Source organism: Dongia sp. P2_B8 (genome assembly GCF_056404715.1).
Genome location: NZ_JBFUDM010000005.1, coordinates 95504 through 111165 on the forward strand (window position 1 = coordinate 95504; position 15662 = coordinate 111165).

Consider the following 15662-nt stretch of genomic DNA (forward strand, 5'->3'; position numbering starts at 1 on the left):
AACCCTCCGCCCGATTCGCTTGAGGATTTCCCTCAGGCCGGGTCTTGTACCTCATGCGATCTTATAGGCGATCAAGCCCGCAATTGCACCCCTGCAGCCATTTCCACCCGCTCGGAAACGACAGCCTCGGACCGCAAAAGCAATTCAGCCACCACGGCAATCGCGATCACCGCCGGTACCTTGCTTTTGATGCCGGCAAGACCGATCGGGCATTGCAGGCGGGCAACGTCGCGCTCAGGAATGCCGCCTTCGCGCAGCCGCTGCACAAAACGTGCCCGCTTGGTATCGCTGCCGATCAAACCCAGGCTGGCAAAGCGTCCGTCACGCAAAAGCGCCTGCACAATCTCGAAATCGAGGGCATGACTGTGGGTCATGACCAGAAAATGGGCACCCTCTGGCGCGGCTTTGATCATTTCGGCATTCATCTCGCCAGCATCGACCCGAACATTGACTGGTATGGCATCCGGAAAAATGTCCGGGCGCCCATCGCTCCAGATCACATGATAGGGCAGATCAGCCAACAGATGGACCAGCGCCCGCCCGACATGGCCAGCGCCGAAAAGATAGAGGAGCGGCCAGGGCGCCCCCGATTGTTCGGCAAGGATGGTGCCATCATCCGTTTTGCGCAGGCGCGCGGTGCCGGGCTCTGCAGGCGCCATGTCGGCCAGCCGAACCCGCCGCGCGGCGCTGGGGGCACCTAAAACCAGACTGCTTTCCCAAAACCGGCTGTCGCAATCCCAGGCCAGCACCTGCTGCAGCCATGGGAGAGACTGAGGTGTGATCGGCTCCAACACGACATCCAGCGCACCGCCGCAGCATTGCCGCAGGTCGGGCCCCAGGATGAAATGCTCGCGGGTGCTGGCGGGAGCCCCCTGCGCGATCAGCTTGCGCGCATGGGCGATGATCTCGAATTCCAGCTGGCCGCCACCGACCGACCCGACAATACCATCCCGCATCACCAGCATGCGGGTACCCGGCACACGCGGCGTCGAGCCCTTGGCAGCAGCAATGGTGACAAGCACTGCGAGCTCGGCCACCTCCGCGCTGCGCAGGGCTGCCGCAAGGACGGGATCGGCCGGGCGGCTGGTCATGCGATCCTCGCCCGCAGCGCATCGATCGATGCCAGGACATTTTCCGGCGTTGCCGGCGCATCCAGTGCCGGAAGATAGCGGTAGTCGGCAATGCTGGCGATCGCATCGGAAAGTGCCCGGAAGACCGAGATCGCCAGCATCAGCGGTGGTTCGCCGACAGCCTTCGAGCGATGAATCGAGTCTTCAACATTCTCGGCGAAATTCTGCAACTTGACGCGGAAATCCAACGGCCGGTCGCTGGCCGTGGGAATCTTGTAGGTACTGGGTGCATGGGTGCGCAGGCGCCCCTTATCGTCCCACCAGAGTTCTTCGGTGGTGAGCCAGCCCATCCCCTGGATGAACCCGCCTTCGACCTGGCCCAGATCCACCGCCGGATTGAGCGAGCGGCCGACGTCATGGAGGATATCGACCCGCGTCATACGATATTCGCCGGTCAGCGTATCGACCGCAACCTCGCTCACCGCGGCACCATAGGCGAAATAATAAAACGGCCGGCCGGTCGATGTGGTGCGGTCGTAATGAATCTTGGGCGTCTTGTAGAAGCCTGTCGCCGACAGTTGCACCCGGTCGAGATAAGCAAGCTTCACCAGGGCGTCGAAACTGATGTCCTGGTCGCCAGCACGGATGCGGTTGGGAAGGAAGGTCACATCCGACCGTGCCACCTGGAAGTGCCTTGCGGCAAAATCGATTAGCCGGTCTTTCAGGGTGATCGCGGCGGCCTGCGCCGCCTTGCCGTTCATGTCGGAACCTGACGACGCCGCCGTCGCAGACGTATTCGGCACCTTGCCGGTATGGGTTGCCGAAATCTTGATGCGATCGATATCGACCTGCAACTCCTCGGCCACCACCTGTGCGACCTTCTGGAACAGGCCCTGCCCCATTTCAGTCCCGCCATGATTGAGATGGACCGAACCGTCGTTATAGATGTGGATGAGAGCACCAGCCTGGTTGAGGAAGCTGGTGGTAAAGGAGATGCCGAACTTCACCGGCGTCAGCGCCAGCCCGCGCTTGACGTAGGGGTTGGCTTTATTCTGCGCAGCGATGGCTTGACGGCGTTGCCGGTAATCGCTGCTGGCCTCAAGCTCGGCCACCAGTTCGGCGATGATGCTGTCCTCAACGACCATATGATAGGGCGTGACGTTGCGTGTCCCGCGCCCATAGAAATTGACCTTGCGCACGTCGAGGGGATCCAACCCCAGATGCCGCGCGATCGCGTCAATCACTTCCTCGATCCCCAGCATGCCTTGCGGCCCGCCGAAACCACGGAAGGCGGTGTTGGAGACCGTATGCGTCTTGCAGCGATGCGAGAGGATGTGCGCGTTATCGAGGTAATAGGCATTGTCGGCATGGAACATCGCGCGGTCGGCAATGGCACCGCTGAGATCGGCCGAGAAGCCGGCACGCGCTGAATGCACAAAATCGGCGCCGCGAATGCGGCCCTGATCATCGAAACCGACCTGCCAATCGATGATGAAATCATGTCGCTTGCCGGTCATGATCATGTCGTCATCACGATCGAGGCGGAACTTGGCCGCCCGGCCGGTCTTGACCGCGACCAACGCCGCAAGCGCCGCCCATTGCGTCGCCTGCGATTCCTTGCCGCCAAACCCACCACCCATGCGCCGCACTTCGACCGTGACCGCATTGGCCGGCCGGCCCAGCACCTGCGCCACATTCATCTGCACTTCGGTGGGATGCTGGGTCGAGCAATGGATATGCACGTCGCCATCCTCGGTCGGGATCGCAAGCGAGACCTGGCCCTCGAGATAGAAATGATCCTGGCCACCATGGCGGAAGCGGCCGGAAAGGCGATTGGGTGCCGCAGCCATCGCGGCAGCGGCGTCGCCTTTACGCAAATACTGATCCTCGAGCACGAAGCTCTTGGCTGCCAGCGCATCCTCAATGCTGAGGATGGACGGCAGATCTTCATAGGCGATCTCGGCCAAGGCGGCGGCAGCACGGGCCTGCTCGACGGTTTCGGCCGCAACGCAGAACAGAGGCTGACCCCAGAACATGATCTCGCCCGTGCACAGCAGCGGGTCGTCATGGGCGTGAATGGGACTGATATCGTTGACGCCCGGTATATCGGTTGCGGTCAGCACGCAGACAACGCCAGGTGCCGTGCGAACGCGGCTCACATCGAGTTTCGCAAGCTTTGCATGTGCGCGCTCCGCCGGCCGCGCGTAGAGCTGCAGGGTGCGGGCGGGTTCCGGGAGATCGTCGATATAACGCGCGCCGCCGGTGACATGCTTCACGGCCGAATCATGAGGCCGTGCCTCGCCCACGCGCCCCGACACCGTTGCTTTGCGTGCGCTAGCCATGGGCACGCCTGCCCGCAAAGGTGACACGCGTTTCCACCGCGGGTTCGCTCAATTCGACAAAGCATTTGCGAAGCAGATTGGCAGCGACCTTGCCGCGATAAGAAGCACTCGCCCGCATGTCACCGATCGGCTGATAGTCCTGTGCGAACAGCTGCGCTGCGGTGTCGATCTTGTGCATATTCCATGCTTGGCCGCGCAACGCGCTTTCGACGGCCAGCGCGCGCTTTGGAACTGCCGCCATGCCGCCGAAAGCAATGCGGATATCTTCGACCTTGCCGGCCTCGATCTTGAGATGGAAGGCACCCAGCAAGGCGGAAATGTCCTGGTCGAAGCGCTTCGAAATCTTATAGGCCTTGAAGACCCAGCCTGCCTGCGGCTTGGGCAAACGAATGGCTTCCACGAATTCACCCGGGCTGCGATCCTGCTTGCCATAGGCGATGAAGAAATCCTGCAGGGGCAGTTCTCGCCGCGCATCGCCCTGGCGCAAGATGACGCTGGCACCCAAGGCGATGAGGCAAGGTGGTCCATCGCCGATGGGCGACCCGTTGGCGATATTGCCGCCGATGGTGGCGACGTTGCGGATCTGGGCCGAACCCAGGCGCCGCAGGATCTCAGCAAAGTCCGGCCAGCGCGGCGCAATCACCGGCAGCAGGCGCGCATAAGTGACGCCGGCACCAATCAGAAATGCTGTGTCCGTTTCGGCAATTGCCTGCAGGTCGGTGACATTTGCCAGAGAGATGATCGGCGCAAGATCACGGTGCTGCTTGGTCACCCACAGGCCGGCATCGGTACCGCCTGCCACCAAGGTTGCATTCGGCTGCGCCTGGAAGAGCTTCGCCAGCTCGTCACCGGAGCGCGGCGCGAAATAGTTTGGCGTCGTTTCAGGGCCGGAAGAAGTGGTTGTTTTTTGCAACTGCAAGATCGTCTGCCGCTCCGTGCGGCTGAAATGGTCCGGCGTGCGAGCCTTCAATGACATTTCGGCGGCGGCCATGATCGGCCCATAGCCGGTGCAGCGGCACAGATTGCCGGCCAGCGCATCCGCTGTCTCCTGCGCGTCAAACGCCTGTGCATTCTTATATTGGGCAAAAAGCGACATGACGATGCCCGGTGTACAGAAGCCGCATTGCGAGCCATGAGCATCGACCAGCGCCTGCTGAACAGGATGCAGCGTTCCGTCCGGGCCTTGCAAATCTTCGACGGTGATCAGCTGCTTGCCGTCGAGAGTACCGACGAATTGAATGCAGCTGTTCACGGCCCGGTACTGCAAGGCACCGTCCACTAGTTCGCCGATCACCACCGTGCAGGCGCCGCAATCGCCTTCGGCGCAGCCTTCCTTGGTGCCGGGCCGGTGCATGTCGGCGCGCAGATGGTTGAGCACCGTCTGCGTCGGCGAATGCGGCTCGACTTCCTGCAGCGCGGTCCCGAGGAGATAGCGAATGGTCATGCCGCCCTTCCCCGTCACGAGCCGCGATAGGTGGAATAGGCGAAGGGCGAGACCAAAAGAGGCACGTGGTAGTGCTGTGCCGGATCACTCACCCCAAAGCGCAAGCTCACCATATCGACAAAGCGCGGCTTCGGGAGATCAAGCCCGCGTGCTGCGAAATAATCGCCGGCATGGAAGACCAGTTCATAATCCGCTGGCGTGAGCGCAGCACCCTCCAGCAGCGGGCGATCGCAACGGCCATCGGCATTGGTGACGGTCTCGGCCACAAGCACCCGGTCAGATTCGAGGCGATAGAGTTCCAGGCGCATGAAGGCACCCGGCACACCATGGGCCGTGTCGAGAACGTGGGTGGTCAGTCGCCCCATCTGTTCCGCCTCTGCTGCGCTGCGTTAAATTCTCGGCCAATCCCGGGTTTCAGCCCGGTTGCGCGCCGGATTCCGCCAATCTGACAAGCAGCATGGCACAGGCGCGGAGCCGAAAAATCGCCGAGTTGTTCATAAACATTATCAAGGAAGGCTAGATAATCCCAACCGCTCGCGCAAACCGCCCTATCAGATTACTGGGCGGCAGGCTGTTCCTCGAAATGGCCCGGCACCACGACACCATCGACGACATGGGGCGGGATGTATTTGCCGCTGGGCGGTTCCTTGCCCGCGAGCCAGCCAGCCCCCAGCACGATGATAAGCAGCAGGACGCCGGCGACGGCAAGCCAGGAGAGCGGCACTTCGCGCACCGTTACACCGCGCCGTTCCTGCATCTTCAGATACAGCCAATAGAGCAGCGCCGGCAGCAGGAGCGGCACGATCACTTCGATGAAGGCGCGCATTACGTCCCTTTCACGGCATCAACATCGCAGAGGATTTCGGCCAGATTGTTGAGCATGCCGGCGGTTGCCCCCCAGATGTAATAATCGCCATAGGGATAGACATAGAAATAGCGCGTGCGGCCCTGCCAGATCCGGCTTTCCATGCGCCGGCTGTCGGGGGCTAGGAAGAAGGCGAGCGGCACCTCGAACACTTCGGCCACCTCGAAACTGTCGGGACTGAGCGTGAAACCCGGCCGCACCAGCCCCACCACCGGCACCACTTCGAAACCGGTCCGCGTCACATACGTGTCGAGCTGGCCGATAAGATCGATATGCGCGCGGTCAAGGCCGGTTTCCTCCTCTGTCTCGCGCAGAGCAGCGGCCGTGGCGTCGGCATCGCCCGGATCGATGCGGCCGCCGGGAAAGCTGATCTGGCCGGCATGGTCATGGAGATGATCGGTGCGGCGCGTGAGCAGCACCGTCATACCCTCCGGCCGGTCGACCAGCGGCACCAGGACCGCGGCCTGCTTCAGCGCCCGGCCCGCCATGTCCGGCTTCATATCGGGGTTGAGGTCGTCATCGCCGCGCGGATTCTGGCTTTGCGGCGCCACCCGGCGGCCAGGCACCACGCCGCGGAAACGGTTGATCACAAGATCCCGCGGCATCACGCGGCCTCAGTCGTGCCAAGCGGGAAGTAGCTGCCGCCGCTCCAGACGCCAAGCTCCGCCCGGCTGCCCGTTATCCGCGTCTCGGCCAGGTCGACCAATTGGTAGAAGACCGGGCGGGCAATGAGGGCATCCAAGGCCCCGCGCACCCTTATATAGGGGCTGGGTTCGTCGCCCTGCGGATAGTCGATCCGGATCGGGTGCTCGGCGTCGGCGGTCACCCAATCCTCGACATTCGTGCGGAAGGCCAGTTTCTGCTCCGGTCCCGTCCCTGTCACAATCAGCTCGACCGCCACGAAGGGGGCGTCGTCAACGGTGATCCGGCCGCGTTCGACCGGAGTCACCAGCCAGAAGGAGCCGTCATCTTCTCGCCGCAATACCGTGGAAAATAAGCGCACCAAGGGCTTACGGCCAATGGGAGAACCGCGATAGAACCAGGTCCCGTCGCGGGCAATGCGAAAGTCGAAATCGCCGCAGGAGGGCAACTTGCTGAAATCGGGTGACTTGAAATCGAGGTTGGACATCGCCCCTTGCCTGGCGCTACGCTTCTGAAATCTAAAGATAAGTCATAATCATACGAGTGCAAGGAGGCCGTCTTGGCAACCACGGAAACAGCACCCACCGGTTCAGCGAGCGGATTTCCGGCAGGATCCCTGGCGCCGCAGCCGACTTTAGGCGCCGATCTCGGTGCCGAGATCGAGGCCTTGAGCCACAGACTCGGCCAGGTTAAGGCCAATATCGCCCAGATCATCTTCGGCCAGGAAGAAACGGTCGAACAGTCACTGATCAGCATCCTGGCCGGCGGCCATGTGCTGCTCATCGGTGTGCCGGGCCTTGCCAAGACCAGGCTGGTCGATTGCCTGGGACGCGTCTTGGGCCTGGATGCCAAGCGCGTGCAATGCACCCCGGACCTCATGCCGGCCGACATCATCGGGTCGGAAGTGCTGGAGGAAAGCGATTCCGGCAAGCGCGCCTTCCGTTTCATCAAGGGCCCGGTGTTCAGTCAGCTGTTGATGGCCGACGAAATCAACCGTGCCAGCCCCCGCACCCAATCCGCCCTGCTGCAGGCGATGCAGGAGCATAAGGTCTCGGTCGGTGGCCAGACACACCCGCTGCCGCAACCCTTCCACGTGCTGGCAACGCAGAATCCGCTGGAGCAGGAAGGCACCTATCCACTGCCCGAAGCGCAGCTCGACCGCTTCCTGCTGCAGATCGACGTGCATTATCCCAGCATCGAGGCCGAACGGCAGATGCTGATCGTCACCACCGGATCGGCCGATGCCGAAGCAGCGACGGTGCTCAGCGCGTCGGAGCTTATGGCGGCACAGCGCCTGGTGCGGCGCATTCCCATTGGCGACAAGGTGGTTGAGGCGATCCTGCGCCTGGTGCGTGCCGGTCGCCCGGAGACGAGCGAGATCGACGAGGTGAAGAAGGCGCTGGCCTGGGGTCCCGGCCCCCGTGCCGGCCAGGCGCTGATGCTGGCCAGCCGCGCCCGTGCCTTGTTGCAAGGCCGTTTCAGTCCCTCGATCGACGATGTCGCCGCCTTGGCGCATCCGGTGCTGCGTCACCGCATCGCGCTCAATTACGGCGCCCGCGCGGAAGGTGTCACCTTGAGCAGCATCATCGATCGCCTGATCGGCCAGCTGGGCTAACAGGCACGTGGCTGTCCCCCTGGCTGATAAAACGCCCATCAGCGTCACGGCTCGCGACCGTAGCAAGGCGGAAGCGGCGGCAGTTGCCTCGCGGCTGCCGCCCTTGCTGCTGGCGGCAGAACGTATCGCTGCCACGGTCGAGCAAGGTGTGCATGGACGTCGGCGCACCGGACCCGGCGAGGTGTTCTGGCAATATCGCACCTATTATCCGGGCGACGAGCTGAAGCGATTGGACTGGCGCGCCTCAGCAAAGAGCGACCGGCTCTATCTGCGGCAATTGGAGTGGTCGGCCTCGCAAAGCGTCTATCTATGGTGCGATGTCTCGGCCTCGATGGATTATGCCAGCCGGCGCGACCTGCCGACCAAAGCGGAACGTGCCCAGGTATTGGGGCTCGCCTTGGCCAGCGTGCTGTCGCGGGCCGGTGAACGCGTGGGGCTCCTCGGCCATCCGGAACCGCCCAGCGCCGGGCGCAATGTCACCGAGCGGCTGGCAGAACGCCTGTTTGTCGACGCCCGCGATCCCGCCCATGCCGACAGCCTGCCGCCGCGCGCTGACCTGCCAGCCCATTCCCATGCGCTCTTGATCAGCGATTTCCTGTCGCCGCTCGATGTCCTGCAAGACACGATCGCGCGCTTTGCCAGCCGCAATATCCATGGCCATCTGCTGCAGGTGCTGGACCCGGCGGAACGGGCCATGCCCTTCACCGGCCGCGTACGGTTCCTGGGGCTGGAGCAGGAAGGCGACATGCTGATGAGCCGCGCCGAGGCCGTCCGCGACCAATATCAGGAACGCCTTGCCGCCCATCAGCTGGCCCTGCGCGAATTGGCGCGCCATGCCGGCTGGAGCATGACGGTCCATGTCACCGACGGCGCGCCAGCCGCCTCGGTCCTGGCGCTTTATCAATGGCTGGCAGCTGATCGCAGGTTGCGGCGATGAATTTCGGCAATCTCAGCGTCCTGGTCCCGGCCCTGCTCACGGCCTTCGTGGCGCTGCCGATCCTGTGGTGGCTGCTACGCCTGACACCGCCCAGCCCGAAGCGCATTCCCTTCCCCGCCATTCGCCTGCTGTTCGGCCTGACGCCTAAGGAAGAGACGCCACACCGGACACCTTGGTGGCTGATCCTGCTGCGCGTCGCCATCGCAGCACTGATCATCGCAGCCTTGTCGCACCCGGTCTGGAATGCCGGCGACAGTCTCGGCCGCCAGGGCCCGATGTTGCTGGTGGTCGACAATGGCTGGGCGGCAGCGCCGCATTGGACGCAGACCAGTACCATGGCGGAAAATCTCATCGACCAGGCCGATCGCGAGGGCCGCACGGTGCTACTGTTGCCGAGCGCCCCCGGCTTGGGGCAACCGGCGCTGACGCAACCGGACAGCCTGGCGCCGGCGCAGGCCAAGGCGGCCTTTGCCAATCTGGCGCCGCAACCCTGGCTCCCGCGCCGCGATCTCGTGGCCCCCTTGCTGGACCGGATGGCACAGGCCGGCACCCTGCCCAAGGATCTCAACATCGTGTGGCTGAGCGATGGTGTCGCTGTCACCGGCGATACCGACCAGAAGCTCGCCGCCAAGCTCGCTCAATATGGCGATGTGCGCGTCGTCGGGCCGCGTGATCTGCCCGTGGTGCTGCGCCCGGCCAAGGTCGATGCTGGCGGCCTCAAGCTGCGGGTCGAGCGCGGCCTGGTAGGCGCCGCGCAAGCCGTGGGCCTGCGCATCCTGGATGGCGAGGGCCGTACCATCAGCCTTGCCACGGCACGCTTTGCCGCCGATCAGAATGCCGTCGATGCCGTTGTTCAATTGCCGCTGGAGCTGCGCGGCCGTGTCGGCGCGGTAGCACTGCAGCAGCCGGCCGACGACGATGCGAGCCAGGCCGGCGGCATCGTGCTCCTCGATGACGCGGCGGGCTCAAAGCCGATCGGCGTCATCACCGACAACCCGACAGCTGCGCGCCAGCCGCTGTTGGGAGAACTTTATTATGTCGAGCGTGCGCTGCAGCCCTTTAACGAGCTGCGCGTCGGCAATGTCTCCAGCCTCGACAAGCAGCCGCTCTCCGTGATGATCCTGCCCGACAGCAGCAATATCAGCGATACCGACCGGGCAGCACTCGCCGCCTGGGTCGAAGATGGCGGCATGCTGATCCGCTTTGCCGGCGAACATCTGGCGCTCAATGCCGGTACGGACAATCTGCTGCCGGTGCGATTGCGCCAGGGCGACCGCGTGCTGGGCGGCGCCTTGAGCTGGTCGAAACCAGCGACCCTTGCCGCCTTTCCGGCAGCCTCTCCCTTTGTCGGCCTCGAGCTGCCGAAGGATGTCACGGTCGAGCGCCAGGTGCTGGCGGAGCCCGATATCGATCTTGGCAGCCGCACCTGGGCCAGGCTCAGCGACGGGACCCCGCTGGTGACCGGTGCCAAACGTGGCGACGGATATATCGTCTTGTTCCATGTCAGTGCCAACACGACCTGGTCCAACCTGGCGCTCTCCGGTCTCTATGTTGACATGCTCAATCGGCTCCTCCTGCTGGCAGCTGGCATTCCCACCTCCGGTGAAGACGAGGTAACGCCGCAGCCCCCCAGCCAGATTCTCGACGGTTACGGCCGGCTGGTGCCCGCACCCACCAGCATCACGCCGCTGGCGCCGGCCGATCTCAAGGAACAGCGGTCGGGGCCACAACATCCACCTGGCCTCTATGGTGCGCCGCAAGCCCGCCGGGCACTCAATCTCAGTGCCACTTTGCCTGCCGTGACGCCGCTCGCGCTCGATTTCGAGCCACTCACCAAATCGACCGCCATCGACTGGAAACCCTGGCTGCTGTTGCTGGCGGCCCTGCTCCTGGTTGGTGATTGCCTCATTGGCCTCTTCATGCGCGGCCTGCTCAGCCGTGGCGGACGTGGGGCGTCCCTCAGCAAGGGCGCAGCCGCGGCAATCGCCCTTCTCGTCGTGGCCAGCATGCTCGGCATGGCGCCCCGTGCCATCGCCCAGGACGTCGTCCAACCGATGAGCGATGAGGAGATCATCGCCGCCACTGAATCTACACATCTTGCTTATGTGCGGACCGGCGTTCCCAATGTCGATGCGACAAGCCGTGCCGGGCTGAATGGCCTCACCACCAAACTGCTTGAACGGACTTCTGCCGATATGGGTGACCCGGTCGGCGTCGACCTCAATGTCGACACGCTCGATTTCTATCCGATGCTCTATTGGCCGATCGCCGGCTCGACCGAGGCGTTGAGCGATCACGCCATTGCCRGCATCAACCGTTATCTGGCGGGCGGCGGCTTGATCCTGTTCGACACGGCGGACCAGAATGTGGTGGGCCTTGCCGGCGGCTTGGGGCCAGGTGCCATCCGCTTGCAGGAAGTCACCGGCGGCCTGGAAATTCCGCCCTTGGTGCCGGTCGCAGCCGATCATGTGCTGACGCGCGCCTTTTACCTGCTGAAGGATTTTCCCGGCCGCTGGGTTGGCGGCACACTCTGGGTCGAAAATCCAAAGAGCCAGGTCAATGACGGTGTCGCCTCGGTGATCATCGGCAGCAACGATTACGCCGCCGCCTGGGCCATCGACGATTACGGCCAGCCGATCTTTCCGGTGACGCCGGGCGGCGAGCGGCAACGTGAAATGTCCTACCGCTTCGGCATCAATCTGGTGATGTATGCCCTGACCGGCCGCTACAAAGAGGATCAGGTGCATGTGCCCGCCATTCTGGAAAGGCTGGGCCAATGATGTCGGCTTTCTCCTGGGATGGGCTGTCAATCGTCCTCAATCCACTGTTGCCCAGGGCGCTGCTGATCGGCTTTGCGATCCTGTTTGCTGGCCTGTTCCTGCTGTCGCTCTGGCGGCGCGCGCGCGGATCGTTCCTGCGCCTGCTGGCGGCACTCACCATCCTGGCAGCACTCCTCRATCCCAGCATGGTGCGGGAGAAGCGCGACTATCAGAAAGATATCGCCATCGTCCTGGTCGACCGGTCTCCCTCGCAGAAGATTGACGACCGCGAGGCGGAGACAGCGCGCGGGCTTGCGGCCCTGAAAGCCAAACTCGGTAACATTGACGATCTTGAGATCAAGGTGATCGAGGGTGGCAACGGGCCGGATACGGCGGAAAAGGGCACAGAGCTGTTCGAAGCCTTGCGCCGCGGCATGGCCGATCTGCCGCTGGCGCGCATCGCCGCCGTGATGGTCGTTTCGGACGGCCAGATCCATGACGTGCCGGCCAAGCTTGCCGAACTTGGCATCGATGCGCCGGTCCATCTGCTGCTGACCGACGATCCAAAGAAGAGCGACCGGGGCATCCAGTTGGTGGAAGCGCCCAGTTTCGGTTTGGTCGGCAAGCCGGTCGAGGTGAAGCTCAGGGTCGATGATCTGGGGCGCGACGCCGGTGTTCCAACCACGGTCCATATCAAACGCGACGGTGTGCCTTTGCCGCCGGTGCCGGTTGTTACCGGACGCGAGGCGACTGTCTCGCTCGGCATCGACCATGGCGGCCAGACCGTGTTCGAAATCGAGACGGAGGATGGTCCCTCTGAATTGACGCATCTCAACAACCGGGCCGTTCTCTCGGTCAATGGCGTGCGCCTTGAATTGAAAGTCCTGCTGATTTCGGGCGAGCCTTATCCGGGCGAGCGCATCTGGCGCAACCTGCTGAAATCGGACCCGTCGGTCAGCCTCATTCATTTCACCATCCTGCGGCCACCCAACAAGCAGGACGCGACACCCATCAACGAACTGGCGCTGATTGCCTTTCCGATCGATGACCTCTTTGACATCAAGCTCAAGGAGTTCGATCTCATCATCTTCGATCGCTTCGAGCATCTTGGCATCCTGCCCGATGAATATTTCCAGCACATCGTCGACTATGTCGGCAATGGTGGCGCGGTCCTGGAAGCGGCGGGTCCCAGTTCGGCCGGCCAGTTCAGCCTTTATCGCACGCCGCTCTCAGCAATCTTCGCTGCAACGCCGACCGGCGAGATCCTCAACCAGGGCTTCAAGCCAACAGTCAGCGACATGGGCAAACGCCATCCGGTGACGGCCGATCTGCTGGCCAATCCGAATGAGGCGCCGAACTGGGGCCGCTGGTTCCGGCAGATGGTCGCCACCACGAAGAGCGGCGAGGTGCTGATGAACGGCGCCAACGATCTGCCCTTGCTGGTGCTGCAGCGCGTCGGGCAAGGCCGTGTCGCACAGATATTCTCCGATCATCTCTGGCTGTGGTCGAAAGGATTTGAAGGTGGTGGCCCGCAGGCCGAGCTCATCCGCCGGACAGCGCATTGGCTGATGCAGGAACCGGATCTCGAGGAAGAAGATCTGCGCGCAACCGCCATTGACGGCAAGCTTGAGATTGAACGCCGCTCGCTGAGCCCGCAGGATCTCGATGTGACGGTGACCCGGCCCGATGGCAGCACGGAGACAACGCGTCTTCACGATGTCGGCCGCGGCCGCGCGACCGCAACCTTGCCGGCCGTGGATCAAGGCCTCTACCGTGTCAATGACGGCACCAAGGATGCCTTCGCCGCCCTGGGCGAGATCAACTCACGCGAATTCGAAGACCCCCGCGCCAGTGCGCAGCCGCTCCAAGCGCTGGTGACGGAATCCGGTGGTGGTGTCGCCATGCTGCCGGGCCAGAATTTGCCCGATCTGCGGCGGGTCGGTAAAAATGGCGACCGCGCTGGCAATGGCTGGTTCGGCCTCACCCGCAATGAAGATTATGTCGTGACCGGCATCAGCCAGGCGCCGCTGCTGGCCCCGTGGACGGCACTGCTGATCAGCATCGGCTTCGTGCTTGCCGCCTGGCGGCGCGAGGGCCGCTAGCCGATCACCGCAGCTGGGCCGATCTCGCCTCGCCACAGATAGATGGCTGCCAACGGCGCGGGGCCGCTTTGCATTGCATGATGGCACATGGGTGGGTGGTGGATGACGGCGCCAGCAGGCACGTCGCGCCAGCCCTCGTCCCCCCGCAACCAGCGCCCAGGCCCAAGCGGCAGATAGACTTCTTCCGCTGGATGGTGATGCGGCGGATAGAGCGTGTCGGGTCCCAGCAGCAGCAGGCCCAGACGCAGGCTCGATGTGCGCAGGGGCGCCTCCGGGCCGGCGCATTCCAGATAGCCATAGCGATCGAGGAAGCCGGCGCTCGGTGGATGGGCACGATAATTCGGATTCTGGCGCCAGGTCGCCCTCAGCCAGGTATCGACCGCCGACATCAGCCGGCCGAGATCGTCGCCCGACCCCGCCGCCGGCCAGAATTGCTGTACGGGCAATCTCTCTGCCGCGTCACGGCGTGTCGCCGGATCGACCTCTACTGGCAGTTCAGCCAATAGCGGCAGGAAGTCCGCAACTGCCGGCTGCCCCGCCAATCTGCCGACAATACCGTCCAAAAGCGCGCGCCAGGCCTGCAGGCTCACCTATTTCTCCCGTGCATCTCCCCAGTGTATCTCCCCTGTGTATCTCTTGAGGGCAACACCATACCCGCTCCAGCTGCCCGGCCACGGATGTGAACTCTGTCACAAACCGAAAGCCGCCTCATCCCCACTAATGAGTCAAGTCGTGGAGATGGCGTCGCCGCAAATGGCGCCGAAATGGTGGAGTTTCAGATGGCTGTGGCAATCGATTTTATGACCGACCCGCGGATCACGCGCTGCAGCGCCGGACCGACCTTGGCTGCCTCACTGGCTGCCCTGCCGCCGGCCCCCGCGCGCAGCTGGATCCTGCGCTTTGCCGATTTGTTCATCGATGGCTGTGATGTGCGCCTGATTCAGGGCGTCGATTGCCATACCCAGGCAGCCTTGCCGGACGGCAGCCTGGTCGACCTTGGCGCCGTCTTCCGGGGCGGCCAGCGGCCCGCGGAATTCGGCTTCGAATACGGTCGGTAGGCCCTATTGTTCTTCAGGGAGCGGCTCTGCCCCACCCTCGACATCGATCGGCACGCCGGGCTGGTTCTTGGCGGTGCGGATCGCCAAAGCCGATTTGACGTGGCTGACATTGGGGGCCGCGGTCAGGCAGGTGGTCAGGAACCGCTGATATGAATCCCAGTCATGAGCCACGATCTTCAGCAGGAAATCGGTTTCGCCGGCCAGCATGTGGCATTCACGTACCTGCGGCCAGGTGAGGACCCGGGCCTCGAACGCCTTCAAATCCGTCTCCGCCTGGCTGGAAAGACCGACCTGGGCGAACACGGTGACGCCAAAACCCAGCGCCTCGGCATTCACGTCGGCATGATAGCCTTTCAGAAACCCGGCCTTTTCCAGGGCGCGCACCCGGCGCAGGCAGGGCGGGGCCGAAATGCCGGCGCGCTTGGCGAGATCGACATTGGTCATGCGGCCGTCGGCCTGCAGATCGGCCAGGATTTTCAGGTCGATCTTGTCGAGCTTTGCGCGCCGCATGTAATGAACCCCTCGATTCGAAGCATATGACGCAACTATATTGCAGGTAATTTCATTTCGCCAGTGCCGCAAAATGCTCTCGGCCATCTGCAATGGCCGCCGGACTGCCACCGACAGGGACTGGAATCCGGTCGGTTTAGGACCGGACTGGTCGATTTCAGAAATCGATAAAATTCGCCCCAAAAGACAGAGCCTTTAATGCCAAGGACATAGCTCGATCTGGCGGGAATCCCGCGCCAAATCGGCTTCGAGCCGCCCACATTCCGTGAATGCATGGCTTGGATTCAGGGCCTCTGACCCCTATTCTTTAAGGAACGC

At 63.3% G+C, this 15662-nt stretch carries 14 protein-coding genes; 5 read left to right on the forward strand and 9 right to left on the reverse strand.

The annotated features are described in order from the left end of the window. Positions 1–71: 71 nt before the first annotated feature. The 7 genes from xdhC to AC1DWZ_RS15760 all read right to left on the reverse strand — a co-directional run bounded on the left by xdhC (position 72) and on the right by AC1DWZ_RS15760 (position 6850). Positions 72–1091: a xanthine dehydrogenase accessory protein XdhC gene (xdhC, locus tag AC1DWZ_RS15730; protein WP_477169866.1), complete on the reverse strand. Its 1020-nt coding sequence runs from the start codon at positions 1089–1091 to the stop codon at positions 72–74. Beyond that, on the reverse strand, positions 1088–3412 hold the full coding sequence (gene xdhB / locus AC1DWZ_RS15735; RefSeq protein ID WP_477169867.1) for a xanthine dehydrogenase molybdopterin binding subunit: 2325 nt from the start codon (positions 3410–3412) through the stop codon (positions 1088–1090). The genes xdhC and xdhB overlap by 4 nt, the downstream gene beginning before the upstream one ends. Further along, positions 3405–4856 carry a xanthine dehydrogenase small subunit gene (xdhA, locus tag AC1DWZ_RS15740; RefSeq protein ID WP_477169868.1) on the reverse strand — a complete coding sequence of 484 codons (1452 nt, stop codon included), beginning with the start codon at positions 4854–4856 and terminating at the stop codon, positions 3405–3407. The genes xdhB and xdhA overlap by 8 nt, the downstream gene beginning before the upstream one ends. Positions 4857–4870: 14 nt before the next feature. Next, positions 4871–5221, reverse strand: coding sequence for a hydroxyisourate hydrolase (gene uraH, locus AC1DWZ_RS15745; RefSeq protein ID WP_477169869.1), 351 nt, complete (start codon positions 5219–5221; stop codon positions 4871–4873). 191 nt (positions 5222–5412) lie between these two features. After that, entirely contained in the window at positions 5413–5682 is a 270-nt protein-coding gene (locus AC1DWZ_RS15750) for a DUF6111 family protein (RefSeq protein ID WP_477169870.1), read from the reverse strand. Further along, a complete protein-coding gene (locus AC1DWZ_RS15755) occupies positions 5682–6326 on the reverse strand; it encodes a CoA pyrophosphatase (RefSeq protein ID WP_477169871.1) in 645 nt (214 codons plus the stop codon). Before AC1DWZ_RS15755 ends, AC1DWZ_RS15750 begins: the two co-directional genes overlap by 1 nt. Continuing rightward, positions 6326–6850 (reverse strand): DUF1285 domain-containing protein, encoded by a 525-nt coding sequence (locus AC1DWZ_RS15760; protein ID WP_477169872.1) that lies wholly within the window; start codon positions 6848–6850, stop codon positions 6326–6328. Before AC1DWZ_RS15760 ends, AC1DWZ_RS15755 begins: the two co-directional genes overlap by 1 nt. Before the next feature lie 72 nt (positions 6851–6922). Here AC1DWZ_RS15760 and AC1DWZ_RS15765 point away from each other — a divergent pair, with 72 nt between their 5' ends. The 4 genes from AC1DWZ_RS15765 to AC1DWZ_RS15780 are packed head-to-tail and all read left to right on the forward strand — an operon-like array spanning position 6923 to position 13776. Continuing rightward, positions 6923–7978: an AAA family ATPase gene (locus AC1DWZ_RS15765; protein ID WP_477169873.1), complete on the forward strand. Its 1056-nt coding sequence runs from the start codon at positions 6923–6925 to the stop codon at positions 7976–7978. Positions 7979–7985: 7 nt separating this feature from the next. Further along, complete coding sequence (locus AC1DWZ_RS15770; RefSeq protein WP_477169874.1) at positions 7986–8915, forward strand: DUF58 domain-containing protein; 930 nt, start codon at positions 7986–7988, stop codon at positions 8913–8915. After that, entirely contained in the window at positions 8912–11695 is a 2784-nt protein-coding gene (locus AC1DWZ_RS15775; RefSeq protein ID WP_477169875.1) for a DUF4159 domain-containing protein, read from the forward strand. Before AC1DWZ_RS15770 ends, AC1DWZ_RS15775 begins: the two co-directional genes overlap by 4 nt. Next, a complete protein-coding gene (locus tag AC1DWZ_RS15780) occupies positions 11692–13776 on the forward strand; it encodes a hypothetical protein (RefSeq protein WP_477169876.1) in 2085 nt (694 codons plus the stop codon). Before AC1DWZ_RS15775 ends, AC1DWZ_RS15780 begins: the two co-directional genes overlap by 4 nt. Here the strand turns inward: AC1DWZ_RS15780 and AC1DWZ_RS15785 are convergent. Further along, complete coding sequence (locus AC1DWZ_RS15785; protein ID WP_477169877.1) at positions 13773–14366, reverse strand: dimethylsulfonioproprionate lyase family protein; 594 nt, start codon at positions 14364–14366, stop codon at positions 13773–13775. The genes AC1DWZ_RS15780 and AC1DWZ_RS15785 overlap by 4 nt on opposite strands. A 189-nt stretch (positions 14367–14555) precedes the next feature. Between AC1DWZ_RS15785 and AC1DWZ_RS15790 the strand changes: the two genes are divergently transcribed. After that, entirely contained in the window at positions 14556–14834 is a 279-nt protein-coding gene (locus AC1DWZ_RS15790; RefSeq protein ID WP_477169878.1) for a hypothetical protein, read from the forward strand. Between the two features lie 3 nt (positions 14835–14837). On the opposite strand, the gene AC1DWZ_RS15795 is transcribed toward AC1DWZ_RS15790, so the two are convergent. Next, the gene (locus AC1DWZ_RS15795) at positions 14838–15344 is read right to left on the reverse strand and encodes an Lrp/AsnC family transcriptional regulator (RefSeq protein ID WP_477169879.1); all 507 of its coding nucleotides are present in this window, start codon (positions 15342–15344) and stop codon (positions 14838–14840) included. Positions 15345–15662: the final 318 nt, after the last annotated feature.

What these genes read in the sequence shown, in the direction of transcription:
- xdhB (WP_477169867.1), bottom strand. Translation starts at nt 3,412, where the DNA reads ATGGCTAGCGCACGCAAAGCAACGGTGTCGGGGCGCGTGGGCGAGGCA.
- AC1DWZ_RS15750 (WP_477169870.1), bottom strand. Translation starts at nt 5,682, where the DNA reads ATGCGCGCCTTCATCGAAGTGATCGTGCCGCTCCTGCTGCCGGCGCTG.
- uraH (WP_477169869.1), bottom strand. Translation starts at nt 5,221, where the DNA reads ATGGGGCGACTGACCACCCACGTTCTCGACACGGCCCATGGTGTGCCG.
- xdhC (WP_477169866.1), bottom strand. Translation starts at nt 1,091, where the DNA reads ATGACCAGCCGCCCGGCCGATCCCGTCCTTGCGGCAGCCCTGCGCAGC.
- AC1DWZ_RS15790 (WP_477169878.1), top strand. Translation starts at nt 14,556, where the DNA reads ATGGCTGTGGCAATCGATTTTATGACCGACCCGCGGATCACGCGCTGC.
- AC1DWZ_RS15795 (WP_477169879.1), bottom strand. Translation starts at nt 15,344, where the DNA reads ATGCGGCGCGCAAAGCTCGACAAGATCGACCTGAAAATCCTGGCCGAT.
- xdhA (WP_477169868.1), bottom strand. Translation starts at nt 4,856, where the DNA reads ATGACCATTCGCTATCTCCTCGGGACCGCGCTGCAGGAAGTCGAGCCG.
- AC1DWZ_RS15755 (WP_477169871.1), bottom strand. Translation starts at nt 6,326, where the DNA reads ATGCCGCGGGATCTTGTGATCAACCGTTTCCGCGGCGTGGTGCCTGGC.
- AC1DWZ_RS15760 (WP_477169872.1), bottom strand. Translation starts at nt 6,850, where the DNA reads ATGTCCAACCTCGATTTCAAGTCACCCGATTTCAGCAAGTTGCCCTCC.